This is a genomic window from Arthrobacter sp. NPDC058097, assembly GCF_042884885.1.
Lineage (GTDB): Bacteria > Actinomycetota > Actinomycetes > Actinomycetales > Micrococcaceae > Arthrobacter.
The window spans coordinates 36,304-59,225 of record NZ_JBHVSZ010000020.1 but is presented as its reverse complement, the minus strand read 5'-3'; the positions used below and the strand labels follow the sequence as shown (position 1 = coordinate 59,225).

The 22,922-nt window shown below is 67.2% G+C and carries 22 protein-coding genes; 7 read left to right on the top strand and 15 right to left on the bottom strand.

The window, feature by feature from the left end; genetic code table 11:
• Positions 1 to 551: 551 nt before the first annotated feature.
• Genes rpsN through rpmB form a run of 3 tightly spaced genes read right to left on the bottom strand, consistent with a single transcriptional unit; the run spans position 552 to position 1,265 of the window.
• Complete coding sequence (gene rpsN, locus ACFVTE_RS23580) at positions 552 to 857, bottom strand: 30S ribosomal protein S14 (protein WP_003798555.1); 306 nt, start codon at positions 855 to 857, stop codon at positions 552 to 554.
• 4 nt (positions 858 to 861) lie between these two features.
• Positions 862 to 1,029 (bottom strand): 50S ribosomal protein L33, encoded by a 168-nt coding sequence (gene rpmG, locus ACFVTE_RS23575; RefSeq protein WP_003798558.1) that lies wholly within the window; start codon positions 1,027 to 1,029, stop codon positions 862 to 864.
• Positions 1,029 to 1,265: a 50S ribosomal protein L28 gene (gene rpmB / locus ACFVTE_RS23570; protein WP_003798559.1), complete on the bottom strand. Its 237-nt coding sequence runs from the start codon at positions 1,263 to 1,265 to the stop codon at positions 1,029 to 1,031. Before rpmB ends, rpmG begins: the two co-directional genes overlap by 1 nt.
• A 454-nt stretch (positions 1,266 to 1,719) precedes the next feature.
• Between rpmB and ACFVTE_RS23565 the strand changes: the two genes are divergently transcribed.
• The 3 genes from ACFVTE_RS23565 to ACFVTE_RS23555 are packed head-to-tail and all read left to right on the top strand — an operon-like array spanning position 1,720 to position 4,488.
• Entirely contained in the window at positions 1,720 to 3,186 is a 1,467-nt protein-coding gene (locus tag ACFVTE_RS23565) for a ferric reductase-like transmembrane domain-containing protein (protein WP_387104962.1), read from the top strand.
• Positions 3,183 to 3,674 (top strand): FMN-binding protein, encoded by a 492-nt coding sequence (locus ACFVTE_RS23560; RefSeq protein WP_387104959.1) that lies wholly within the window; start codon positions 3,183 to 3,185, stop codon positions 3,672 to 3,674. Before ACFVTE_RS23565 ends, ACFVTE_RS23560 begins: the two co-directional genes overlap by 4 nt.
• Positions 3,658 to 4,488, top strand: coding sequence for an FAD:protein FMN transferase (locus ACFVTE_RS23555; protein ID WP_387104957.1), 831 nt, complete (start codon positions 3,658 to 3,660; stop codon positions 4,486 to 4,488). The genes ACFVTE_RS23560 and ACFVTE_RS23555 overlap by 17 nt, the downstream gene beginning before the upstream one ends.
• Here ACFVTE_RS23555 and ACFVTE_RS23550 read toward each other — a convergent pair whose 3' ends face one another.
• A complete protein-coding gene (locus ACFVTE_RS23550; RefSeq protein ID WP_387104954.1) occupies positions 4,489 to 5,250 on the bottom strand; it encodes an SGNH/GDSL hydrolase family protein in 762 nt (253 codons plus the stop codon).
• A 64-nt stretch (positions 5,251 to 5,314) separates the two neighbouring features.
• Positions 5,315 to 5,800: a MarR family winged helix-turn-helix transcriptional regulator gene (locus ACFVTE_RS23545; protein ID WP_387104952.1), complete on the bottom strand. Its 486-nt coding sequence runs from the start codon at positions 5,798 to 5,800 to the stop codon at positions 5,315 to 5,317.
• Positions 5,801 to 5,897: 97 nt separating this feature from the next.
• On the opposite strand from ACFVTE_RS23545, the gene ACFVTE_RS23540 reads away from it, so the two are divergent.
• Positions 5,898 to 6,182: a YciI family protein gene (locus ACFVTE_RS23540; RefSeq protein WP_387104950.1), complete on the top strand. Its 285-nt coding sequence runs from the start codon at positions 5,898 to 5,900 to the stop codon at positions 6,180 to 6,182.
• On the opposite strand, the gene ACFVTE_RS23535 is transcribed toward ACFVTE_RS23540, so the two are convergent.
• The 6 genes from ACFVTE_RS23535 to ACFVTE_RS23510 form a co-directional block, all read right to left on the bottom strand.
• Positions 6,179 to 7,009: an SGNH/GDSL hydrolase family protein gene (locus ACFVTE_RS23535; protein ID WP_387104949.1), complete on the bottom strand. Its 831-nt coding sequence runs from the start codon at positions 7,007 to 7,009 to the stop codon at positions 6,179 to 6,181. The genes ACFVTE_RS23540 and ACFVTE_RS23535 overlap by 4 nt on opposite strands.
• A gap of 264 nt (positions 7,010 to 7,273) precedes the next feature.
• Complete coding sequence (locus ACFVTE_RS23530) at positions 7,274 to 8,347, bottom strand: siderophore-interacting protein (RefSeq protein WP_387104947.1); 1,074 nt, start codon at positions 8,345 to 8,347, stop codon at positions 7,274 to 7,276.
• Positions 8,344 to 9,171 (bottom strand): ABC transporter ATP-binding protein, encoded by an 828-nt coding sequence (locus tag ACFVTE_RS23525; protein WP_387104945.1) that lies wholly within the window; start codon positions 9,169 to 9,171, stop codon positions 8,344 to 8,346. The genes ACFVTE_RS23530 and ACFVTE_RS23525 overlap by 4 nt, the downstream gene beginning before the upstream one ends.
• Positions 9,171 to 10,289 carry a FecCD family ABC transporter permease gene (locus ACFVTE_RS23520; RefSeq protein ID WP_387104970.1) on the bottom strand — a complete coding sequence of 373 codons (1,119 nt, stop codon included), beginning with the start codon at positions 10,287 to 10,289 and terminating at the stop codon, positions 9,171 to 9,173. The genes ACFVTE_RS23525 and ACFVTE_RS23520 overlap by 1 nt, the downstream gene beginning before the upstream one ends.
• Positions 10,290 to 10,351: 62 nt before the next feature.
• The gene (locus ACFVTE_RS23515) at positions 10,352 to 11,458 is read right to left on the bottom strand and encodes a FecCD family ABC transporter permease (protein ID WP_387104943.1); all 1,107 of its coding nucleotides are present in this window, start codon (positions 11,456 to 11,458) and stop codon (positions 10,352 to 10,354) included.
• Positions 11,459 to 11,467: 9 nt separating this feature from the next.
• Entirely contained in the window at positions 11,468 to 12,589 is a 1,122-nt protein-coding gene (locus tag ACFVTE_RS23510) for an iron-siderophore ABC transporter substrate-binding protein (protein WP_387104940.1), read from the bottom strand.
• 210 nt (positions 12,590 to 12,799) lie between these two features.
• Here ACFVTE_RS23510 and ACFVTE_RS23505 point away from each other — a divergent pair, with 210 nt between their 5' ends.
• Together ACFVTE_RS23505 and ACFVTE_RS23500 are read left to right on the top strand one after the other, a co-directional pair.
• Positions 12,800 to 14,761 carry an MFS transporter gene (locus ACFVTE_RS23505; protein ID WP_387104937.1) on the top strand — a complete coding sequence of 654 codons (1,962 nt, stop codon included), beginning with the start codon at positions 12,800 to 12,802 and terminating at the stop codon, positions 14,759 to 14,761.
• On the top strand, positions 14,758 to 15,306 hold the full coding sequence (locus ACFVTE_RS23500; protein WP_387104935.1) for a TetR family transcriptional regulator: 549 nt from the start codon (positions 14,758 to 14,760) through the stop codon (positions 15,304 to 15,306). The genes ACFVTE_RS23505 and ACFVTE_RS23500 overlap by 4 nt, the downstream gene beginning before the upstream one ends.
• A gap of 204 nt (positions 15,307 to 15,510) precedes the next feature.
• Here ACFVTE_RS23500 and ACFVTE_RS23495 read toward each other — a convergent pair whose 3' ends face one another.
• The 4 genes from ACFVTE_RS23495 to ACFVTE_RS23480 form a co-directional block, all read right to left on the bottom strand.
• Positions 15,511 to 16,335 (bottom strand): hypothetical protein, encoded by an 825-nt coding sequence (locus ACFVTE_RS23495; protein ID WP_387104933.1) that lies wholly within the window; start codon positions 16,333 to 16,335, stop codon positions 15,511 to 15,513.
• A 110-nt stretch (positions 16,336 to 16,445) separates the two neighbouring features.
• The gene (locus ACFVTE_RS23490) at positions 16,446 to 19,898 is read right to left on the bottom strand and encodes an ATP-binding protein (RefSeq protein ID WP_387104932.1); all 3,453 of its coding nucleotides are present in this window, start codon (positions 19,896 to 19,898) and stop codon (positions 16,446 to 16,448) included.
• Positions 19,895 to 20,782 (bottom strand): DUF4194 domain-containing protein, encoded by an 888-nt coding sequence (locus ACFVTE_RS23485; RefSeq protein WP_387104930.1) that lies wholly within the window; start codon positions 20,780 to 20,782, stop codon positions 19,895 to 19,897. The genes ACFVTE_RS23490 and ACFVTE_RS23485 overlap by 4 nt, the downstream gene beginning before the upstream one ends.
• Positions 20,783 to 20,784: 2 nt before the next feature.
• Entirely contained in the window at positions 20,785 to 22,233 is a 1,449-nt protein-coding gene (locus ACFVTE_RS23480) for a DUF3375 family protein (RefSeq protein ID WP_387104928.1), read from the bottom strand.
• 324 nt (positions 22,234 to 22,557) lie between these two features.
• Here ACFVTE_RS23480 and ACFVTE_RS23475 point away from each other — a divergent pair, with 324 nt between their 5' ends.
• Entirely contained in the window at positions 22,558 to 22,860 is a 303-nt protein-coding gene (locus ACFVTE_RS23475; protein ID WP_387104925.1) for a hypothetical protein, read from the top strand.
• The last annotated feature ends 62 nt before the right edge of the window (positions 22,861 to 22,922 follow it).

The window sequence follows — 22,922 nt, the reverse complement described above, 5'->3', positions numbered from 1 at the left end:
CCACGGGGGTGGCGGTCCGGCAAATTCAACCAATTTAATAAAAAATCGGTATCAACAAACTTGGCACACTATTGAGTTCTCAAACAACAGACACACCCGGCACCACCCAAACCAAACATTCAGGATCGCTCCGGAGCAACTTTTCAAACTTACCCGACCCGGCGAAGCTTTGCAAATCAGCGTTACCGCGGATTTCCGCTTGCAGGAAGGTCCCCAACCCGTCCACAGCACACCGCTAAGCGCACCATTTTCCAGGCCATTTGAAAGGGGGTCGGTCGCTATCTTTCCGCTTCAGCGGCGGCGACTCGAAGAACATTACACGGCCCCGAACCCAACCGCAAATCGGCCGGACACCGCGCCAAAACCGCGATATTTCGCGGCGAATGAGGTGCGGGGCCGAAAAGGCTGGCCGTCGCCGTCGTAATTCCGTTCTATGTGGTGCCTCACCCCCGTCAACCGGGAGTCACCAAGCAAGACCGTTAACGCAAAGGAGGGCCGGCAACCATGTGGTTGCCGGCCCTCCTCAAGCAGCTGGTATCAGCGGTGCTGGATTACCAGGAAGACTTGGTGATGCCCGGGAGCTCACCGCGGTGAGCCATGTCGCGGAAGCGGACACGGGAGATACCGAACTTCTGGAAGGTACCGCGCGGACGGCCGTCGATGATGTCGCGGTTACGCAGACGGATCGGGGAGGCGTTGCGGGGCAGCTTCTGCAGGCCGAGGCGTGCAGCTTCGCGTGCTTCGTCAGTCGCGTTCGGGTCAACCAGGGTCTTCTTCAGCTCGAGGCGCTTTGCAGCGTAACGCTCAACGATGACCTTGCGCTGCTCGTTGCGAGCAATCTTGGACTTCTTAGCCATGTGTTTAGCGCTCCTCTCGGAATTCGACGTGCTGGCGGATCTTGGGGTCGTACTTCTTCAGGACCAGGCGGTCCGGATCGTTACGACGGTTCTTACGGGTTACGTAGGTGTAGCCCGTGCCCGCGGTCGACTTGAGCTTGATGATCGGACGTACGTCCTTGTCCTTTGCCACTAGAGCTTCACTCCTCGTGCCAGGATGTCGGCGACGACAACGTCGATGCCGCGTACGTCGATGGTCTTGATGCCCTTTGCAGAGACCTGCAGAGTGACATTACGGCGCAGGGACGGAACCCAGTAGCGCTTCTTCTGGATGTTCGGGTCGAACCGGCGCTTGTTGCGGCGGTGCGAGTGCGAAATGCTGTGTCCAAAGCCCGGCTCGGCTCCGGTCACCTGGCAGTGTGCTGCCATGACGACTCTCCTCTGAAAAAATGAATGAAACGGCTGGCAGAGTTCTGCTTCACCGTGCGGCAGGCGGCGTCCGGATCCAGCCTCACGCGTCCGCGCGCTTCGACACCGGCGAACCGGGTTAACTGCGGCGGAATACGATGAGCCACGAACACCTGGCAATGGAAGCCACTGCGAAGTGCCGGGATGCTGGGCGAATACAGGAATGCACGCAACTTGAGCCCCTAACTACCGGCCTGAAGGGACTGTGAATACTGCCTACAGCCACCGCAAACCGGAGCAATTGCACACGCTCCGCGCCACCTAGCGCCAACCAAGTCTACGAGACACGCGAATTAAAGACCAATCCGGCGGGAAACGGTGTTATAGGGCGGCCCAACAGGGCCTGCTTCCAAGACATATCCGGATGGAAGGCTCCTCACAGCAAAGTCAAAGGCTCGGGGCGGAATCTTGAGCCATGAACACACAGCTCTTGCCCTCCCCCGGGACCGGCACACCGACACGTCCGGACCACCGGACTGCTCCGGTTCGGGAGACCGGCCGCTTCGCCGGCCAGCACCGGCGCAGGCTCCTCCGCGCCGACGTCCTGACGGTGGCTGCCTGGTCCTCGCTGGCCGCCTCGGTGGCGCTTTGGCTTGCCGACGGCGGCCTGGCGGCGGCGGCGTCGCCGGCAGGCATGATCACGGCGCTCGGCATCGTCGCCGGCCTTGCCGGCATGGACCTCGTGCTGCTCATGCTGCTGCTGGCGGCCAGGATCCCGTTCATCGACGGCGCGGTGGGGCACGACCGCGCCCTGGAGTTCCACCGGAAGCTGGGGAAACCGTCGCTGTACCTGCTGCTGGCCCATGGCCTCCTCATCGCGGTGGGCTACGGCATGGCGGAAGGGCTCGACCCGGTCAGCGAAGCTGTGGCGCTCTGGGTGCTGGTGCCGGACATGTGGCTCGCGTTCATCTCCTTGGCTCTCTTCCTCGCAGTTGTTGTCACGTCCCTGGTGGCGGTCCGCCGGCGCTTCCCCTACGAATTCTGGTACGCCGTTCACCTGCTCACCTACGCTGCAGTGCTCACGTCGCTGCCGCACCAGTTCAGCGTGGGCGGCCTGTTCGCCGTCGGCAGCTGGCAGCGCTGGTACTGGCTCGCGGTCTGCATCGCCACCGGGGCTGCCCTGCTGTATTACCGGATTATCCAGCCTGTCCGGGCAACCTTCAGGCACCAGCTCACGGTTGAGCGCGTCACCGCGGTGGCCCCCGGGGTGGTCAACATCGAAATGAGCGGCCTGCAGCTCGGTTTGCTGGCCGGCAACGGCGGGCGGTTCTTCATCTGGCGCTTCCTCGCCCCGGGTCTCTGGTGGCATCCACATCCGTTCAGCCTGTCTGCGGAGCCGGTGCGGACCGGACCTGGCGGGCACGGGCGGCTGCGGATCACGGTCCGTGATCTCGGCCGGGGCTCGGCGCAATTGCTGAAGCTCAGACGCGGAACGAAGGTCGCCGTCGAAGGGCCCTACGGACTCTTCAGCTCCGCAGCACGCAGCAAGGACCGCGTGGTGATGATCGGGGCCGGCATCGGGATTACTCCGTTGCGGGCCCTCCTGGAGACCACCCCCTTCGCCCCCGGCCAGGCAACGGTCCTGCTCCGCGGGCACAGCAGCCAGGAGCTCTACCTGGGCGAGGAAATCCTCGAACTCTGCCGGCAGCGCGGCGCCACCCTGTTCCACCTCACCGGCGGACGGGACCCCGGCTCACCTGGCAGCTGGCTTCCAGCCGCCGAACACCGCGCCGGGTACGCGCTGGCGGACTACGTTCCGGAAATCGCCTCCGCCGACGTCTATGTATGCGGGCCCTCACGGTGGGCGGGCAACGTCCTGAACGCCGCCCGAGCCGCTGGCGTCAACGAAGATCAGCTCCATCACGAAAGGTTCGACTGGTGAGAATCAGAGCAGCAGTTTCAGCCGCCTTGGCTTCGGCCGGCATCCTCCTGGTCGGCTGGCAATCAGGTGTCCATGTGGCCGATACACGCAGCGCGGTCGCGGCCGCAGCAACGGGAAACCAGGTTTCGGGGACGGGAACCACGGACAGCAGCGGTGCGGGAGCGGCGGCAGCGGCGGGTGCGGCGGCAGCGGCCGGTGTGGCGGCCAAGGCCGGAGGAACGTACGACGGCGATGTGGTCCAGACCCGCTTCGGCAGCGTGCAGGTCCAGATCACCGTCAAGTCCGGGCAGATCACCGACGTCACGGCCGTGAAACTCACCGACGCCGAGGGCCGGTCCGTGCAGATCAGCAACTACGCCGCACCGATTCTTCGGGACGAAGTGCTCCAGGCGCAGTCCGCCGACGTGCAGACCGTGGGCGGGGCCACCGTGACCAGCGACGCCTACCTCACCTCCCTCCAGGCGGCCCTCGATGCAGCAAACCTCTGAGACCGCACACCGTCTCCGGGCCCGGACCTTCACCTGCATGGGGACTGTCATCAGCCTGACGGTCCCAACGGACTCGCACAAAGCACCCCAGGCTGCGGCGGATGAGCTGGAAGCGGCCACCGCCGTCGTCGAACGCCTGTTCACGGAACTGGACAGCATCTTCAGCCTCTACCGCAACGATTCGGAGGCGAGCCGGCTGGTGCGCGGTGAACTCGCGCTGGCGGAGGCCTCGGACGAAATGCGGGCGCGGTACGAGGAGGCGGCCGAGTGGAGGCTCCTCACCGAGGGCGCGTTCACGCCGGAACGTCCGGACGGGGCGCTGGATCTCAGCGGAATCGTCAAGGGGCACGCCATCCGGGAAGCCGGCATGTCTCTGTTGGCGCTCGGCATGGCCAACTGGTGCCTGAATGCCGGCGGTGACGTGCTGGTCAGCGGCTCCCCCAGCCCCGGCACCGCTACGCCCTGGCGCGCGGGGATCGTTGATCCGTGGGACCGGCGGACCCTGCTGGCGGGATTTCCGCTGGGCGGCGGTTTGTTGGGTGAAAAGACGGACGACGGCGGGAGCCGGGTGGCGCTGGCCACCTCCGGTTCCGCTGAACGCGGGGACCACATCTGGAGCGTTACGGCGGGGCCTGCGGAATTCCGGCAGGTCTCCGTCGCCGCAGGGGACGTGGTCACCGCCGATGTGCTCGCAACCGCGATCGTGGCCGGCGGGGTCCCGATGCTCAACCGGGCCACCGCCATGTGGGACATCGAGGCGCTGGCCGTCCGCGCAAATGGCGATCTGCTGGCGACGGGCGGGTTCCGGCGGTAGTTAGAGCCGGGTGAGCTGGGCGTACCTGGGCTGGAGGTTGTCACCGGAGGACTTACCGGTGACCCGCCGGACCACCCACGGCGCGGCGAATTCCCGGACCCAGCGGGCGTTCGCGCGCAGCGCCTCGGCCTTGCTGAGTTCCGGGACCGGGGTCATGGGTGGAACCTCGATGGAGTGCTCGTGTTCGAGGACCGTCAGGACGCGCTTGGCCATGTTGGCGTGGCCTGCGGCGGACATGTGCATCCGGTCCTTCGCCCACATGCCCCAGTCGTAGTATTCGTTGAAGCGCCAGTAATCCACCAGCAGGGCGCCGTGGTCCCCTGCGATGCCGCGCACGAGTTCGTTGTAGATGGCCGTACGCCCCCGCATGGTGCCGAAAACCTTCGAGCCCCGCGCGTCGAAGCCCGTAAACAGCACCACGGTGGCACCGGTGGCGGCGAGCTTCCCCACGGCTTTTTCGTAATCCACGAGCAGGTCGTCGATGTCGATTTTGGGCCTGAGAATGTCGTTGGCGCCGGCGTAGAGGGTCACCAGGGTGGGCCTGAGCGCGATGGCGGCGTCCACCTGCTCGGCCAGGATCTGCCGCAGCTTGCGGCCGCGGATGGCGAGGTTGGCGTAGCCGAAGCCGGGGTCAGCCAAGGCCAGCTGCTCCGCCACCCTGTCGGCCCAGCCGCGGACCCCGTTGGGCCGTGTCGGGTCGTCGTCGCCAACGCCTTCCGTGAAGGAATCTCCGAGGGCTACGTAGCGGGCCGTGAAATCCATGGGAGCAAGTCTGCCACCCGTTGCCGGGAGCAACCAAGAATGCTCCGGCGGCGGCAGCGGGCTGCTACTGCTGCGGCTCGCGGAGGATCCAGTGGTTAGTGTCCAGGCGGGCCACAATCTTTTCGCCGATGCGGGCCAGGTCCGCCACGTCACGCTCTGTCAGGGCGTCGAGGAACAGCGAGCGCACCGATTCCACGTGGCCCGGGGCCAATTCCACGATGGTGGACATGCCCTCCTCGGTGAGGTGTGCGGTGGTGACGCGGGCATCGCCGGGATGCGGCCGGCGTTCCACCCAGCCGCGGTTCTGGAGCTTGGTGACCACATGGGACAGCCGTGAGAGCGAGGCGCTGGTCCTGGCCGCCAGCTCGCTCATGGGCAGGAAGCGCCCTTCGGCCTCGGAGAGCATCGCCAGCACGTTGTAATCGAACAGCGATACCTTGCCTGCGGCATGCAGCTGGGTGTCCAGCGATGCGGGCAGCATGGTGTTGATGCTCAGCAGGGCAAGCCAGGCCCGGCGTTCATTGGCGTTGAGCCAGCGCGGTTCGGTCATTACTCCATCCTAGGAGAACTGACGCTTGACGGTTCAAGGTTGGTCCCGGCGGCGGCGAGTCGCCGGGGACCGGGGCCCTGGCGGTAGGCTGGCGGTCATGTACGTAGTTTCCCTGACCTACAAAGTTGCCCAAGAGATCGTGGACCAGCACCTCGATGCCCACGTGGACTGGCTGCAGGATGCCTTTGACGAGGGCGTCTTCATCGCCGCCGGCCGCAAGGTTCCGCGCACGGGCGGCGTGCTGCTCTCCAGGGCCGACCGTCCGACGCTCGAAGAGTCCTTGGCCAATGACCCGTTCAACGTGCACGGCGTTGCCGACTTCGATGTCATGGAATTCGCCGCTAACCGCACAGCACCGGGGTTCGAGAACCTGCTGGACTAGTCGCGCGGCTCCATCAGCTTTTTCAGGCCGCCTTTTCGCGGGACCTTCACCGGTTGCGGCCAGCGGGGGCTAAGGTCGTCGCCCAGTGTGACCCCGCGGAGCTTCCGGCCAAACAGCGGCAGCACCCAGTCATTCACCCAGCGCCGCTGCCGCCGTTCCCAGTCCCGGAGCGTCATCCGGGCCGGCGGTTCCCACTCCTTGAGGCTGATCTTGTGCGGCACGCCCAGATGGTCCAGGACCTGGGCGGCGAGGTATTTATGCCCGGCCTTGGACATATGCAGCCGGTCGGTGTCCCACATCCTGCGGTCATGGAAAGCCTCGAAACACCAGTAGTCCACGAGCACGGCCCCGTACTTGGCCGCTATCTCACGGACCCGCCGGTTGTACAGGGTGTTCCGCTTCTTGAGGGGTTCGAGCACCGCGGACACCTTGACGTCGAACCCGGTGAACAGCACCAGGGTGGCACCGGTGGCCGCCAGCCGGGCCACCAGTTCCTCATATTGGGCCAGGAGCTGGTCCATGTCGGTACCGAAGTCCAGGATGTCGTTGCCGCCGGCATAGAGGGTGATCAGCGTGGGCTCCATGGCCAGGGCCTGCTCCAGCTGCTCATCCACGATGTGGCGCAGCCGCTTGCTCCTGATGGCCAGGTTGGCGTAGTGCCAGCCTGGTTCTGCCTTGGCCAGCTTCTCCGCCACGCGGTCCGCCCAGCCGCGCACGCCGTTCGGCATCCGGGAGCTCCGGTCGCCCACGCCTTCAGTGAACGAATCCCCGAGGGCAACGAAAACCCGCCGCCTGCCCCGGTCCGGAAGCAATGGAGAAACACCCACCCGGACAAACTAGCCAACCCAAAAGGCCAGTAGGGAAAGAACGGATTAACCCCAGGTGAGCGGCCCGCCGAGCCGCAACCGCTGGCTTGCGACGAATCGCATCGCCGACCAAAGCTGAGCGAGGCCGCCCGCGGCCAAATGAAGCGTCGGGAGGAAGGGCGGGCCCGAGGGCCCTGAACTGCGCCTGCGAAGTTTGGGAAGGGCCCAACCGCTAAGCGACGGCAAGTCAGCGGTGGAGGCGGACCCAGCCCGACACAACAAGGGTTAGAGTTCGGCTTTGCCCTGACGCCAGTACCCCATGAACGCCACCTGCTTGCGGTCGATGCCGACGTCGCGGACCAGGTAGCGCCGCATGTCCTTGATGACACCCGCCTCCCCGGCGATCCATGCGTAAAAGGGCAGGGCGCCCGCGGGCTTGTCAGGGTTCTTGGTGGCGCTTACCGCGGTGGCATCGAGGCGGGCCGGGGTTTCCCAGAGGATTTCCTGGTCCACGTTCACGTCGTCGGGCTCCGGGCCGGCGGCGTCGGCGGACTTGATGCCCACCCAGCCCGGCACGGGAACCGCAGCCCGCACCGCCTCCTGCAGGAGCTCGCCGTGCGGCCGGGACCTGCCGATCGAGGCACCGCGGGCCAGCCAGGTGACTTCGACGTCGGCCGCCGTCTCCAGGTCCAGGAAGTCGCCGGCCTCCGGAACTTCCAGGAATGCATGCCCGGTCATGTAGCCGGGCAGGCTTTCGAGGATGGCGCTGATCGCGGGGACCGCAGTCTCGTCGCCGGCGAGGAGCACCCGCCCGGCCAGGCCCGGCCGCCATTCGATCCCCGAATACGTTTCCGCAGTGACGCAGTGCGCCGCGCGGTTGTTCGGCCCGATCAGGGTGAGGGCGTCGCCCGGCGTGGCCGTCAGCGCCCAGTTCGCCGCGGGACCGCCGTTGCCGTCGGCGTCGAAATGCATGACGAAGTCGACGTCAATCTCGGGGTACACGGCGTCCAGCCGGGCCTGCCGGACGGTGTAGGTGCGCATGGAGCCCCGGGTGGCCGGATCCATGGCCAGCCACTCCTGGTACCACCCGCTCTCCTCCATCCGGAACTTCGGCAGCGGAAGCCGGCTGCCGTCCGGCGCCAGCGACGGGATCATGAGCTTGATGCGCAGGTCCAGGCTGTCGCCGTGGACGCCGAAGTCGAGCAGCGAGTAGCCGCCGAACGTCACGCGCCGGAAGTTCGGGCTGAGCTCCTGCACTGCCGATACCGTGACATCAAACGCCAGCGTCATCGGCTCGGTGGCGAGGCCGGAACGGTCGGCGACGGAGGTGCGGGCGGAAGTGTTCTGTACTGCGCTCATGAGGCCATCTCCAGGGTCGTTGTGGGAACTTTTGGGTCGGCGTGGTGCCTGCCGAGCGGAATGATCAGCGGCGTGCCGGACACCGGATCCGGCACCACCCGGGATTCCAGCCCGAAGACGTTCCGGACCAGCTCCTCGGTAATCACGCTGGACGATGCGCCCTCGGCCACGATCTGCCCGGCCTTGAGGGCGATGACATGGTCCGCGTACCGGGCGGCAAGGTTGAGGTCGTGCAGCACGATCGCCACCGTGGTGCCGCGCTGCCGGTTGAGGTCGGTGACCAGGTCCAGCACCTCAACCTGGTGCGCCAGGTCCAGGTAGGTGGTGGGCTCGTCGAGCAGCAGCACGTCCGTCTCCTGCGCTAGCGCCATGGCGATCCACACCCGCTGGCGCTGCCCGCCGGAGAGTTCGTCGACGTTCCGCCCGGCGAGCTCCAGCGTTTCGGTCGCTTCCAGCGCACGCTGCACCGCGGCGTCGTCCTTCTCCGACCAGCTGCGGAAGAAGCCCTGGTGCGGGTACCGCCCGCGGCCCACCAGGTCACGGACGGTGATGCCGTCAGGCGCCGTCGGGTGCTGCGGCAGCAGGCCGAGGGTGCGGGCCAGCTCGCGCGCCGGGCGGGAGTGGATGTCCTTGCCGTCGAGGGTGACGGTGCCGCCGGCGGGCTTCAGGAGCCGGGACAGGCCGCGCAGCAGCGTGGATTTTCCGCAGGCGTTGGCGCCCACGATCATGGTCACCCTGCCCTCGGGGATCTCCGCCGTGAGGTTTTCCACGACCCGGCGCTGATCGTACTGCAGCGTGAGGTCCCGGGCTTGCAGAACAGCCATCAGGCATCCTTTCGGTTGGACGTGACCAGGAGCCACAGCAGGAAGGGGGCACCCAATGCGCCGGTGACGACGCCGACCGGCAGGACGGTGCCGTCCAGCAGCAGCGGGGCAATATTGGCGGCGAAGTAATCCGCCGCCAGGACGACCAGGGCGCCCACCAGTGCCGACGCCGGGAGGCTGGCTTTGCCGGTGAAGCGGCGGGCGATGGGGCCGGCCAGGAAGGCGACGAAAGCTACCGGGCCGGCAGCCGCCGTCGCCACCGCGGCCAGTGCGACGGCGGTGAGCACCAGGCCCAGCCGTGTGGCACCCACGCGGATGCCGAGTCCCGCGGCAGCGTCGTCCCCCAGTTCGAGGATGCGCAGCGGCCCGGCCAGCAGGGCGGCCACCGGTACCAGGACCATCAGCGTCAGGGCCAGGACCCCCGCACGGTCCCAGCTGGCGGAGTTGAGTGAACCGTTGATCCAGATCAGCGCCTCCGCGGCGGTGCGGATATCGGCCCGGGTCATGAGGAAGCTGACCATGGCGTGCAGCGCGGCGGCGATGCCGACGCCGGCCAGGATCAGGCGGCTGCCGGCGGCGCTCCCGCGGCTGCCGCCGCCGAGGCCCAGGGAGCCGGTGCGGGAGATGCCGTAGATCAGCGCGGCCACCGCCATCGCACCGCCGAGGGCAGCGCCGGACACCGCGGCACCGGACGCGCCGAACACCACGATGGCCAGGACCGCTGCCGCGCTGGCGCCGTAGCTGATGCCGATCACGTCCGGGCTGGCGAGCGGGTTGCGGAGCATGGTCTGGAACAGCGCGCCGGAGAGCCCGAAGGCCAGGCCGATCAGCGTGCCGATGACAGCCCGCGGCAGCTTGGCCTCCATCACGATGAAGCTGGCGCCGGGGATCTTCTCGCCGCCGGTGAGGTGGGCGGTGAGGATCCTGAAGAAGTCGGGGATGGTGACGGTGTAGCTGCCCAGCAGGATGCCGGCGGCCAGAAGAAGCACGACGCCGGCAGCCAGTACCGCTGTCCGGTCCAGCAGGGTGTGGCTCAGCAGGGTGCGGTTCGAAGCGCGAACGGGCAGGTAATGCCCTGTTTCCGGGGTCTTGAGGGCATTATCTGCACGTTCGCGCATGGGGATTGGGGCCACAAGTGTACGTTCGCGCCCGTCTGTGGTCGCGGGCGTGGGGTTCGGAGTCACAGCCCCGCCCCCTTGCCGCGGCGGACCAGCCAGACGAAGACCGGCGCGCCGATCAGGGCGGTCATGATGCCGGCCGGGACCTCGCCGGGAAGCAGGATGACACGGCCCACGACGTCGGACACGAGCAGCAGCGCGGGTGCGAGCAGGGCGGAGAACGGCAGGATCCAGCGGTAGTCGGGGCCGGTCAGGAAGCGGACGGCGTGCGGGACAACGAGGCCCACGAACCCAATGGGGCCGGCGAGCGCCGTTGCCGACCCGCACAGCAGGACGATGCCCAGCGCGGTGACCGCCCGCGCGAGGCCGACGTTCTGGCCCAGGCCGCGGGCCACGTCGTCGCCGAGCGCCAGGCTGTTGAGGACGCGTCCGGCCAGGAGGACGATCAATGCCCCCACGGCCAGGAACGGCAGGCCGGGCAGCACCACGGACCAGTCGCGCCCGGCAATGCCGCCCACCTGCCAGAAGCGGAAGCGGTCCAGGGTGTCCTGGCTGGAGACCAGGATGACGTTCATCAGGGAGAACAGCCCCGCGCTCAGAGCGGCGCCCGCCAGGGCGAGCTTGACCGGCGTCGCGCCGTCCCGGCCCATGGAGGCAATGAGGTAGACGACGACGGCGGCAGCCGCCGCGCCGATGAACGCGAACCAGATGTAGCCGGTCAGCGAGGAGATGCCGAAGACGTAGATTCCGGTGACCACGGCCAGGGCGGCGCCGGCGTTGACGCCGATGATGCCCGGGTCCGCCAGCGGGTTGCGCGCCACGCCCTGCATGGCGGCACCGGCCAGGCCCAGCGCAGCACCAGCGAGCAGGCCCAGGACGGTCCTCGGGATCCGGGCGTGCACCACGGCGTGGTCGCCGTCGGCCGGGTTGAACTGGGTCAGGGCCTGCCACACCGTTTCCAGCGGCAGGCCCCGGGCGCCCACGGCCAGTGAGGCGCAGCAGACGACAGCGAGCACGACGGCGGCGGCCAGCAGCCAGGCGGGCTGCTGGCCTTTTCCTCCACGGGTCCCCGCGCGAACGTACAGTTGGGGCCCTGTTTCGGCACTTTTTGGGGCCTCAACTCTACGTTCGCGCTCCCCGGAGGAGGCCGTCGTCGTGCTTGGTGTCATGGCCGGTAATTACTTGGCGGCTGCGTCAGCGCCGGCTGCGAGCTGCGGCAGGAACTTGTCCAGGGCCCACGGCAGGCTCAGCGGGGACGACGCCGAGATCGCCAGTGTCAGGGAGTTGTCCGAGTCGGCAACCAGGGCGCCCTTCTTGACGGCCGGGATCTGGCTTAGCAGAGGATCCTTGACGATCTGGTCCTTGGTCTTGGCATCCGGAACCCAGGTCACGAAGACGTCGGAGTCCAGCTCATTGGCCTTCTCGGCGGACCATGCGGTGAAGAACTCCTTCGAGCCCTTGGACTTCTCCTCCACAATGGCGGCCGGCTTCATGCCGATCTCGGTCAGGAAGCGCGGGCGGTTGTCGGCGGCGAGGTAGACATTCACGCCGTCGCCCTTGGCCGGCTCCAGGTTGCCGTAGATGAAGCTCTTGCCCGTGATCTGTGGGTATTTGGCGGCCTCGGCCTTGATCGTGGCCTCGGTGTCGGTAACGAGCTTCTCCGCTTCGGCGGTCTTGCCGAGAGCCTTGCCGATCAGGGTGGTGGCTTCCTGCCATGGAGTGCCGTACGCGAGCTCAGGCTGGGCCACGACGGGCGCGATTTCGTTGAGCTTCTTGTAGTCGGCGGCTTCGAGGCCGGAGTAGGCGGCCAGGATGACGTCCGGGTTGAGCTTGGCGATCTCGGTGAAGTTGATGCCGTCGGCCTCGGAGAACTGGACCGGGGCCTTGTCGCTGCCGAAGGAGGCACCCAGCTTCTCGAGGGCGGCGTCCTTCCACGGGGTGGAGCCCTTGCTGTTGTTGCCCCACTCGTTCTTCGGGACGCCGACGGGAACCACCCCGAGCGCGAGGGCAATGTCGTCATTGACCCACGAGATGGTGACAACGCGCTTGGGCTGTTCCTTGATGGTGGTTTCGCCGAAGACGTTCTTGATGGTCACCGGGAACTGTGCGCTGGCAGATGATGCGGCGCTGGCTTCCGAAGCTGTGGAGGCCGGGCCGGTGGAGCAGGCGGTCAGGGAAAGTGCCGCGGCGGCGAGGACGGCGGTGGCCTTGCCGGCGGTCTTGAGCAGGGAGCGGCGCGTGGTGCCGGCGGCAGCAAAGCCGGGTACGGCCTGGCGGCCGGGGAAGAGGGGGGAAGTCACGGAACTCCTTAGGTGAATGAAGCGAACCTAAGTAAGGCTAGCCTATCCTTCAATACATTACGAAAGGTTTGCGTCACCTAATTCCGCGGAGTGGCCAGGCTAACGCCCCGGCGCCTTGCCAGCCCTGGGTGAACAATGGTTCACTCGAAGAAGTAAACGCCCGTTCACCCCGACGCCGCGCAACGACTCCCCCGCAAAGGCCTGCCGCACATGACAGCATCCCCTGCCCCGAAGCCAACCCGCAGCCCGTCCGCCATCACCACGGTCCTGGCGCTCAGCGGCACGCTCGTGGCACTCATGCAGACCCTCGTGGTGCCGTTGCTTCCCGATTTTCCGCGGATCCTCTCGGTCACCCCCGACGACGCGTCCTGGCTGGTGACCGCCACGCTCCTCGCCAGCGCCGTCGCCACCCCGATCGTGTCCCGCAGTGCCGACATGTACGGCAAGCGGAAGATGATGGTCATCTGCCTGGCCATCATGGTGGCCGGTTCGGTCATGGCGGCCCTGGGCGGGACCTTCCTGTGGCTGATCGTCGGGCGGGCGCTCCAGGGGTTCTCCGCATCGCTGATCCCGGTGGGCATCAGCATCATGCGCGATGAGCTGCCCCAGGAAAAGATGGGGTCCGCGGTGGCACTCATGAGCGCCACGCTGGGCATCGGCAGTGCCATGGGCCTTCCGCTCGCCGGTCTCCTGTATGAAAGCCTGGGCTGGACGTCCATCTTCTGGGTTTCCGCGGCCGCCGGCACGCTGCTGCTGCTCGCCGTCGTGCTTGTGGTTCCCGAATCCAAGGTGCGCACACCCGGCCGCTTCGACTACGCCGGCGCGCTGGTGCTCTCCGGCGCGCTGGGCCCGCTGCTGCTGGCCATTTCCAAGGGCGGCGCCTGGGGCTGGGGTTCGGAGCCTGTGCTCCTGCTGTTCCTCGCGGCGGCGCTGCTGCTGGCCGTCTGGATTCCCTACGAGCTCAGGGTGGGCCAGCCCATGGTGGATCTTCGCACCACGGCGCGGCGGCCTGTCCTGATGACCAACCTCGCGTCGCTGCTGATCGGGTTCGCGATGTTCGCCAACATGCTCCTCACCACCCAGCAGCTTCAGCTCCCCGGGGCCACAGGTTATGGCTTTGAACTGAATGTCATCACGGCCGGCCTCTGCATGGTGCCGTCAGGGCTGGCCATGGTGGTGTTCGCCCCCGTGTCCGGCGGCATCATCCGGCGCTTCGGCGGCAGGTCCGCCCTGATGGCCGGCGCGGGCGTGATGATCGTCGGCTACGTGGGGCGGGTGTTCTTCTACGGCTCCATCACCTCGGTGATCATTGGCTCCACGGTGGTGAGCGTGGGCACGGCCATTGCCTATGCCGCCATGCCAACGCTCATCATGGGGGCAGTCCCGATCACGGAAACCGCCTCCGCCAATGGCCTCAACAGCCTGGTCCGCTCCATCGGCACTTCCACCTCCAGCGCCGCCGTCGCCGCCGTGCTCACCTCGGTCACCATCCCGCTCGGCGCCGCCCGGCTGCCGTCGTTCGATGCGTTCAGGGATGTGTTCTGGATGGCGGCCCTGGCGTCCGCCGCCTCTGTCCTCGCCGCCATCTTCATTCCCCGCGTCACCACGCACCGCCCTTCGGCGCCGGCGGCAGCGGAGCTCGTGGTGCAGGGGCGCGTCCTGGCACCCGACCACCGCGCGCTCACTCCCGCCGTCGTCACCGTCCTTCAGACGGAAGGCGAGCCGGTGGACTGGAGCCGGGTGGACACGGAGGGCAACTATTCGGTGGCGCTGCCGGGAGCCGGGAAGTACCTCGTGGTGGCCAACGCGGCCGGCTGGGCGCCGATGGCGGAGGTCTTCGACTTCGACGGCCGCACGCTGAAGCAGAACTTCCTCCTGCAGGAGCGGCTGGAAATCAGCGGCCGGGCGGCCGTCGGCGGCGAGCCTGTGGCCGGCGGCGTGGTGACGCTGCTGCACGCCACCGGTGAGCATGTGTACACCGCCAGGACGGACGACGACGGCGTGTACACAATTCCGCTGCCCGCCGCCGGACGCTACATAGTGACTATGCTTCATCCCGTGACTCATCAAGCCGTGGCGCGGAAGCTCGCCGTCGACAACCGGTCCATGACCGTGGACCTTACAGCCGAACACTTCGCAAAACGGAGTGGCGGGGAGCCGGTGCGGGCATGAGCAGCCCCAGCCAGGAGTCCATCCTCACTGCGGCGGGGCGGCTGTTCGGCGAACGCGGCTACCGCGCAGTGACGGTGCGCGACATCGCCGCGGAGGCCGGGGTTTCGGCGGCCCTGGTGATGAAACTGTTCATCTCCAAAGCCAAGCTGTTCGCCGCGGTACAGCCGGACGAGTCCCTGCTCACCGAACTGTCCGTTCCGGCGTCCGAGCTCGGCGGCGCCCTCGTCTTCCGCGTGCTGATGCGCCGCGAACGCGGCATGCAGGAGCCGTGGGCGATCATTCCGATCAACGTCCACGATGCCCCGGATCCGGAGGCGGCACGGAACGAACTGCGTGAACGGTACCTCGGCAGCATCGCAAAGCTGATCGGGGATGCGACGCCGGACCGCCGCTATGCGTCCACGGTCACCGCGCTGATGACCGGGTTCGGTGAAACCGTGCGGACTTTGGGCCTCTTCGACGGCTGGGACTTTGACGAGCTGGTGGCGTACTACGGCGGGATCGTCCAGGCCCAGATCGACGCCTGCACGGCCGCACACGCCTAGCTCCCGGCGCTCCCTCAGCTTTCGTCACTTAATCACAGACGCTTCCTCAGCTTTGGTCGCATAAACCGAAACGCTCCTGCTTTAGGGGAAAGCAAGAGCGTTGCCGGATTTGCTGCAGGAACTGAGGAAGCGTCCGGCCAGAGCCGACCAAAACTGAGGAAGCGTCCGGCCAGCGCCGACCAAAACTGAGGAAGCGTCCGGAGCCTACTTGTACGTGACGCTTAGCAGCAGGGCCTTGAGCGCCTGCCCCTCGGTGCCTGTCAGCCAGGACTTGGCCGCGGCGTCGTTGGCGAAGGGCTTCTCGATGAACTTCACGTCCGCGAGGATAACGCCGTCCCCGGCGCGGATGATGCCGTCGAGCGCGGCCCCCTGTCCCGGCTTGGGAGCGCCCGCCGTCAGGTGCATGCGGTAGGTGGCGTTGCTGTCCATCCGGTCCACGTAGAACGCGTAGTGGGCTGCCGGCGCGGGCTGCGCCGCGAGTCCCGGGACCGGTGCGGACTCGAAGACGGTGCGGTCCACGGGGTGGGAGACGCCGTCGGCAATCTTGCCGGAGTACACGGTGGCCTGTTCGGTGCCACTGGCGTCGATGACCGTTGCGGTAGCCGACTCCGACGGCGAGCCGCCACCGGTGAAGAGCTCAACCTTCCAGTCGGCCGGGTATTTGAAGGAGACGTGCCCGTTCGGGAACGTGTACGCCTTCAGCTCGGCAGGGGCCGGAGCGGACGACGGTGTGGTCCCCGGCGAGGCCACACCCCCGGCACCGCCCGCTGAAGAGGCCGAAGGGCTCGCGGAGGCCGAAGGGCTGGCTGAAGCTGTTGCAGTCGCGGAAGCCGCCGGGGAGGACGACGACGGAGCCGCCGAGACCATGGCCCCGCAGCCCGCCAGGGAAAGGGCGGCGGCAGCAGCAACGGCAGAGACGACGGGGGCGCGGAACGCAGGACGCATGGTGGTGCCTTTCATAATGACGCCGTCAAGCTCGCAGGGGCTGCTCTGCCCGCCGCTGGGAGTGTCCATGACCCTGTGGAGCATTTGGCGAAGACTGGGTGGAGTTCCAACAGTGGCACGCCAAAACGGCACTTCACTAGGGCCGGCTCAATAAGTCCATCGATTTGTTATAAACCCTGCCGAAGCGTTACGGACTACCGCAGGACGATATCCACGGGATTGGCCTCCGACCGCCACTGCCCTTCCGACCCCGGTGTCGGGGTGATAACGGGGGCAGTAAGCACGCCGGAGCGGTTGGTCCGCCTGTCCCGCAGGATCTCGGTGACTGAGCCCAGGTGCCGGGACAGGTCGATGACGTTCTCGGGTGCCGCCAGGAGCAGCTGGAAGCCGAATTCGTGCAGCGCCTTGATGCCCGCGCCGGCGAATTCCTCGGAAGCCAGCACGAACGCCTCATCCATCATCACCGTGCCGTACGTGGTGAAGCCCTGCTCGGCGATGCCCAGCTGGTAGCTCAGCGCCGCGGCCATGATGAACGCGGTGAACCGCTGGCGTTCACCGCCGGACATGGAGCCGGTGTCGGCGTGCATGAACACTTCCGTGCGCTTGCCGCCCTTCTTCCCCGGGGCGTCCACCTCGCGGTGCTCCTTGCACTGGATGAACAGGTGGCCGCGCACGTCCAGGACCTCCGCCCGCCAGCGCCGGTCCTCGGGAGTCTGCGACCCCAGCCGCTTCACCAGCGTCTCCAGGGACTTGTAGCGGGCGGTCAGTTCGGTGTCGTCGTTCTGGCCGGCGTGGGCAGTGTCCGCCTTGCCGTGCCGGGTGTGCCGCGTCTTCAGCGCGTTCTGGATGGCGTCCTTGAACTGCTTGGCCGTGGCCGGGAGGGTCTGCTTGATATCGAGTTCCAGGTAGCTGCCCTCGTGGAAATTCACCTCGGACAGGATCCCGTTCAGCGGCAGGATCCTGCTGGTGATGGAACGGCGCTCCTCATCCAGCAGGTGGAGCAGGGTGCTGAACGACTCGTGCGTGCGCTGGTTGAAGAACTGCCGGAATTCGGCCTCCTGCGCGGGCAGGCCGTCGTTGATGATGGCGTGGTACCGGGCCTCGAACTCGCCGACGGCGCCGATGGACGTGCCATGGTCGGCCGAAATGGCGGTGCCCCAGTCGCGGACGAAGCCTTCGAAGATCCGTGTGAGCCGCTCAGACGTGCCCTGGGCGCGGGACTCTGCAGCGTGCAGGTCGCCGAGCAGCTGGGTCCGCACCCGGCCGGCGAGGTTGTCCAGCTCGTGCATTTCCGTGACGTCGCCGAATTCGGCGAAGTACGGCGCCAGCGCCATGGCGGTGGAGTCCGACGGCGGCGCCTGCTTCAGGCGGATACGTGCGGCTTCCAGCAGTGAATCGGAGGCGGTGAGCTGCTGGTCCAGCGCCTTGTATTCACTCTGCAGCACCGCGGCGGCTTCGGTGCTGGACTGGTGCTTCTGGCGCGCCGCCTCGATGTTGGCACGCAGCGGTTCGAGGTCAGCCTGGGCTGCGAGGGCATCCTTGAGCCGCTGTTCAATCCGGCCGAGCTCGTCCGCGGCGACCGCTGCCGAGACCTGTTCCCACGGCCGGTGGTCCTTGGCCACCCGGCGCAGGGCCTCGAGCTGCCGTGACATGCCCTGGTGCGATTCCTCGCGGCTTTGTGCCAGCTGGGCCGCCTTGGCCAGTTCCTGGCGCAGGTCTTCCGCCTGCCCGGCCACGAGCGCCAGCTTGGAGGCGTTGTCGAACCCGAGGACGTAATCCTGCCGGCTGGTGAACCGGTCATCCTTCTCCACGGTGTGCCGGTTGCGCTTGACCACGCCGCCAAGGCTAAGGCCCTTGTCCAGCCCCGCCAGTTCGTCGGGGTTTTCCACGCACGGATACGCGAAGTCGAGGGCGATCCGCTCACGGATCCACATGCCGGCTCCGCCGTTTGTCCCGGTGGTGAGGATGTCCAGCTTGGTCAGCAGGTCGCCGTCGGCCACGTCCTCTACCGCGAGCGCCGCTCCGGGGAGCGGCTTGGACACGTCCACCGCGCGCAGAGCGCCCCGGACCGTGTGGTCGTTGAGGTAGCGGGTGACGGCGGCGAAATGCTCGCCCGGGACCAGGAGCGTGGTGGCCAGGTTCCGCAGCGCACGTTCCGCGGCGGGGCGCCACTGCTCCTGTCCTTCGGCGAGGTCGATCAGCTCGCCGCCGAACGGCATCTGCTCTTCGGGGATGCCGGTGGCGGCCGCAATGGCAGCCCGGTTTTCAATGCTCGACGGCGGCAGCAGGGACTTGCGCGTTTTCAGCGACACCAGTTCCTGCTCGGCCGCGGCAAGCTCGCGCTTCTTCGTGGCGTGGGCGTCGAAGGCCTCGAAGCGGAGCTCCTGGAGGGCCGCGGAGTCGTCCTTCAGCTCGGCCGAGCGGGTGGCCGCCTGTTCGTGGGCCTGCTCCCAGCCTTCGGCCGTCCATTCCAGGTCCAGGCCGGCATCCGTCAGCGCCTGCCGGGCTGCCTCCTCCACCTGCTGGCGGAGCTTCAGTCCCACCCGGGCGTTCTCGAGGGACTGCTCGATCGAGGAGATGGCGTTGCCGCCCTGGTTGTTGTACTCCGCCTCAAGCTGCCGGAGCTCCTTGGCCAGGCCGTCCCGCACGCCGCGTTCCGCTGCGAGCTCCTTGGCCTTCGCCTGGGCCAGCGCCTTGAAGCGGGCCAGCGTTTTCTCGTGCACGGACACCGCAAGCTGCTGCCGGTAGGCCTCGAACTCCTCGCCTGCGAGCTCGCGGAGCCGGTTCGCGTCCAGCAGCGACTGGGCGTACTCCCGGTTCAGCCCCGGGACTGGGGCCAGCTGGTCGCGCTGCTGCCGGACGTCCTCCAGGCGCTGCCGGATGGACATGAGGTTGCTGAATTCCTCGACGACGTCGTCCGCCGCGGCCAGGGTGGCCGGGGCGTCCAGCACCTGGTCGCGGAAAAAGGTATTCACGCTGCCGCCGAGGCCCTTTCCGGCCTGGATGACGCGGAGCAGGGGCAGCGCCTGGTCCGAGTTGATGCCGAGGAGCCGGCGGAACCGCTCCGCGAACGCCTTGTGCACGTCAAAGACCTGGGCGTCCGGGAAGATGTTCTCCAGCGCGGCCCGGGTGAAGCGCTTCTCCGCGATGTCCTCGATGGCGGTGAGGTCCAGCGGCCTGTTGTCGATCAGGTAGTACCGGCCGACGCTCGACTCCGTGCCGTTCTTGGGCAGGTCAAACAGTGCCGACACCGTCACCTTGGTGCCGGCCGCGTTGTCGAACGTCAGGGCGACGGCGGACCAGGTGGCACCGGGACGCTGGAACGCACTGGCCGAACCCTCCCCGACGGCCTTGTCCCCCACCTTGCCGCGCATGTATGTGAACGTGGTCCGCTTGTCCTCCACGGCGCCCGAGCGCTGTGCGGCGGCCTCGTTGGAGCGCGGCCGGGCATCGAACACCCGCAGCATGGCGTCGAACAGCGTCGACTTGCCCACGCCCGAGTTGCCGGTCAGCAGCGTGCCGTTGCGGTCCACGTGCATCGTGTGCGCCCCGTGGAACGTGCCCCAGTTGACCACCTGCACCAGGGCCAGGCGCATCTGGCCCGGGTTAACGACCTCGCCCAGCGGAAGCATGCTCGCAATACTCACTTGGCGCTCTCTTCCTTGGCCGTGGTTGCCTTTGACTCCGCAGCCGACGCCTCTGCGGGTCCCTCACCTTGGGTGTCGCCGCTGTCCCCTGAGTCGTCGTCGTTATCTTCCGCAGTGTCGGCGTCGAGTTCTATCAGGGGTTCTGTACCTGACGGGTCTGCGGTGGCGGCTATTAGAGCCTCGATTTGGGCGGGGATGTCGCCGATGTTGTCGAACGGGAGGGCCAGGGGGAGGGCGTTGGAGATGGTGTAGACGTCGTCCAGGCCGGTGGTGAGCAGGAGCTGGCGGGCGAGGAGTTTGGTGATCGCGCGGTTTACTACGTCCGAGTCGCGCAGGGCATCCTGCTGGCCGGCGGGCTGGTAGTGGGCCACGAGTTCCGCGATTTCTTCCTTCGTGATGGTGGGGTCGGTCTGCGCCGTGACGTGGCGGTCCAGCAGGAGCCGGAGGCGCAGCAGCACAATCGTTTCCACCCGGCTGAGGGCGCGCTGCTGGCGCAGGATGCTGGAGCGGGCGCTGCCGCCGATCGCCTCGGGGTCGACGGGACGCAGCACCGCGATCTTGCGCTCGTGGTCCAGCTGCAGGGTGAGGAACAGCTCGGAGAGACGGCTGCGCAGGATGAGCTGGTTGTCCAGCAGCGTTGTCCAGAGTTTCTCGTCGCGGCCGCCGTCGACATACGGGCCCTTCAGCAGCTTCACCAGGGCCTGGCGGACCTTCATCGGAAGCACACCGGTATCGCCCGGAAAGAGTGCGGCGCCGTCCACAAACGTTTCGCGGGGGGTGACGCCGCCGCTGATCGAGCTGGTTTCGGCGCGCTCGGCCGCCGGGGTTTCGGCAGGCGCAACCGGCGGCGTCGCGGAGTCCGCCGTCGTAATCTCTTCAGTCATCGCTAATCCTTCTTGAGCGTTACCACCGGCAGGTACGCCTTGCGGGTGGTGCCGTCTATCTGTTCGAAGTCGAGTGCCTCCCACGCCAGCTGGTCAAAGCCGGCGCCGTTGTGGAGTGCGTGCGAGAGGAGCGCACGGATGGAGTTGATGTGCTGCTCCTCCGGCGGAAGCTGCTCCCACGCCTCGGCGAGGGTGGACGCCCCGGCTGCCGCGGCGCGGATCGACTCCGCCCTGGCCTTGGCGGTCCGTGGCGAGCGGACCCGGTCCGAGTCGCTGAACGCGATGGGGTCCGCGAGCTTGGGCGGGGCAGCAAACTCGTCCGGATCGAAGAGCTTGACCATGGCAAGGGATTCGAACCCGGCGTTGAACAGCACCGGACCGCGGACCAGGCCCGGCCGTTCACGCTCGTAGGGCATGGACCGGATGGCCTGCTCCGCCTCGCGCAGCACCTTGCGGAGCCGCACCGACTGGCGGAAGTCATCACTTTGGACGTAGGTGTTGAGGCTCTCGCTGAGCTTGCCGTAGATGCGCTGGATCTGGCTGTGCTGCTGCCGGAGTTCCGCCACCAGGTTTTTCAGGGTTTCGCGGTCTTCCGGCGACAGGTCGTCCGCGAACTGGCGGCTGAGCACTTCGCCGATGGCGGAGCGGAAGCGGAGCTGCTGCTGCGGGTCCTCGAGGAAAGCCGTGAAGGAACGGAAGGTCCTGCCCTCCGGGCTCTGGCGCAGACGCTTGTCCGCCTCAAGAACCTGGGCCATAGTGGCGCCCTTGGTCAGTGATTCCTCGATGATCTGGTTCCGGAGCTCGCCCACGAGCTCCTCGATCCGGTCACGCATCTTCTTGTAATCCGCGGGCAGGCTGGCTGCCAGGTCCAGGATGTTGCCGGCCGCTTCCACCGCCTGGTCGTCGTCGAGGAGCCCGTCGAAGTCGCCGGAGCTGATGTCCTCGATCAGCTGCTGCCGTTCCCCGATCTCCTCCTCCAGCGCTTCCAGCCGGGCGCTCTGGTCCGGGTTGGTCTCGTTGGCGAGCTTCTCCACGTCGCCCAGGAGGGTACCCAGCCGGGAACCGTTGAGCGTGGACCGTTCGCTGGAGAGGCTGTCCAGGAAGGCCAGCACGCGGGCAGCGGGCTCGGTGACCTCGTACACGATCTGCCCCGACTGGTTCCGGCGCGTCAGGAACTGCTTGCGGGTCCACTCGTCGCCGAAGGATTTCCCGTTGGCATGGCCGCCCAGCGCCGGATCCTGGCGGCGCAGCTGCTCAAGGAAGGAGTCGACGTCGGCGTGGAATTCCTCCAGCGGAAGCTGTGGCCGGGTGCGGGTGAAGGATGCCTGCAGGACCGCGATCACCCACGGCGCGGAACGGGTGAGGGCCCACGCCGGTCCTTTGGTGAGGAGCTCAAGGTCCCTGAGCCTGGCGCTGATCGCGTCAGCGGAAGACGTGGCGGACCGGGGCACACACTCTCCTTCAGCAACTGGGGATGGTCTGGGCGGCGGAAACCCAAAAACTGGCAACTACAAGGTTAACGCAGAGCCGCTGCTCGGCCGCGCGGCGGTCCCGCGTGAGACCGGAGCGGACCGCAGCCGGCACGGGTTGCCTGACACGAAACGTTACGGGTGTGACACATGAGGTTTCCGCAATCACTCCGTGACCTACGGGAGAGTATTGTCTCGATCCCGTATCAAGGCGGCCACAGCATGGCCGAGAGGCTGGAGGAAGCTTCACTCCTGGCCCTAGTCTCGAGCTACTGATCCATCCGCAGCAACGGCGCAGGGGGAAGCATGCAGTTCGACTTGAGTGCAGTGGAGACAGGCACCCTGGTGTTCATCGGTACGTTGGTGTTCGCCTTGGCCCTTGTCCTGTTCGTGGCAGTGGCGGCCTTTGCCGCGCTGGTCCTGGTGGGCGTGGGAAGGCTGGCCTGGCTGGTCGTTGCCGCGGCGCTGCTCAGGACGGTCCACGCGATCAACCACGCCTGGGACAGGCTGGTGCACCACGCCTCTGCAGTCGAGTTTCCCGCGGAGTTTCAGGGGCAGCCTTCCCCTAGCACCGGAACCTACCCGCGGGTAGCATTGAGGGACAGCTGAAGGGTTCTCCACCCGCGGCGGACCCAGGGCTTTGAGCCGGTCATCCGGTTAGAGGAGATGCC

Bases quoted from the DNA above. Each gene is read 5' to 3' on its own strand.
- ACFVTE_RS23475 (WP_387104925.1), top strand. From the start codon at position 22,558: ATGCAGTTCGACTTGAGTGCAGTGGAGACAGGCACCCTGGTGTTCATC.
- ACFVTE_RS23540 (WP_387104950.1), top strand. From the start codon at position 5,898: ATGTACGTAGTTTCCCTGACCTACAAAGTTGCCCAAGAGATCGTGGAC.
- ACFVTE_RS23520 (WP_387104970.1), bottom strand. From the start codon at position 10,289: ATGCGCGAACGTGCAGATAATGCCCTCAAGACCCCGGAAACAGGGCAT.
- ACFVTE_RS23485 (WP_387104930.1), bottom strand. From the start codon at position 20,782: ATGACTGAAGAGATTACGACGGCGGACTCCGCGACGCCGCCGGTTGCG.
- ACFVTE_RS23555 (WP_387104957.1), top strand. From the start codon at position 3,658: ATGCAGCAAACCTCTGAGACCGCACACCGTCTCCGGGCCCGGACCTTC.
- ACFVTE_RS23545 (WP_387104952.1), bottom strand. From the start codon at position 5,800: ATGACCGAACCGCGCTGGCTCAACGCCAATGAACGCCGGGCCTGGCTT.
- ACFVTE_RS23500 (WP_387104935.1), top strand. From the start codon at position 14,758: ATGAGCAGCCCCAGCCAGGAGTCCATCCTCACTGCGGCGGGGCGGCTG.
- ACFVTE_RS23530 (WP_387104947.1), bottom strand. From the start codon at position 8,347: ATGAGCGCAGTACAGAACACTTCCGCCCGCACCTCCGTCGCCGACCGT.
- rpmB (WP_003798559.1), bottom strand. From the start codon at position 1,265: ATGGCAGCACACTGCCAGGTGACCGGAGCCGAGCCGGGCTTTGGACAC.
- ACFVTE_RS23550 (WP_387104954.1), bottom strand. From the start codon at position 5,250: ATGGATTTCACGGCCCGCTACGTAGCCCTCGGAGATTCCTTCACGGAA.
- ACFVTE_RS23525 (WP_387104945.1), bottom strand. From the start codon at position 9,171: ATGGCTGTTCTGCAAGCCCGGGACCTCACGCTGCAGTACGATCAGCGC.
- ACFVTE_RS23495 (WP_387104933.1), bottom strand. From the start codon at position 16,335: ATGCTCCACAGGGTCATGGACACTCCCAGCGGCGGGCAGAGCAGCCCC.
- rpsN (WP_003798555.1), bottom strand. From the start codon at position 857: ATGGCTAAGAAGTCCAAGATTGCTCGCAACGAGCAGCGCAAGGTCATC.
- ACFVTE_RS23505 (WP_387104937.1), top strand. From the start codon at position 12,800: ATGACAGCATCCCCTGCCCCGAAGCCAACCCGCAGCCCGTCCGCCATC.
- ACFVTE_RS23565 (WP_387104962.1), top strand. From the start codon at position 1,720: ATGAACACACAGCTCTTGCCCTCCCCCGGGACCGGCACACCGACACGT.
- ACFVTE_RS23515 (WP_387104943.1), bottom strand. From the start codon at position 11,458: ATGACACCAAGCACGACGACGGCCTCCTCCGGGGAGCGCGAACGTAGA.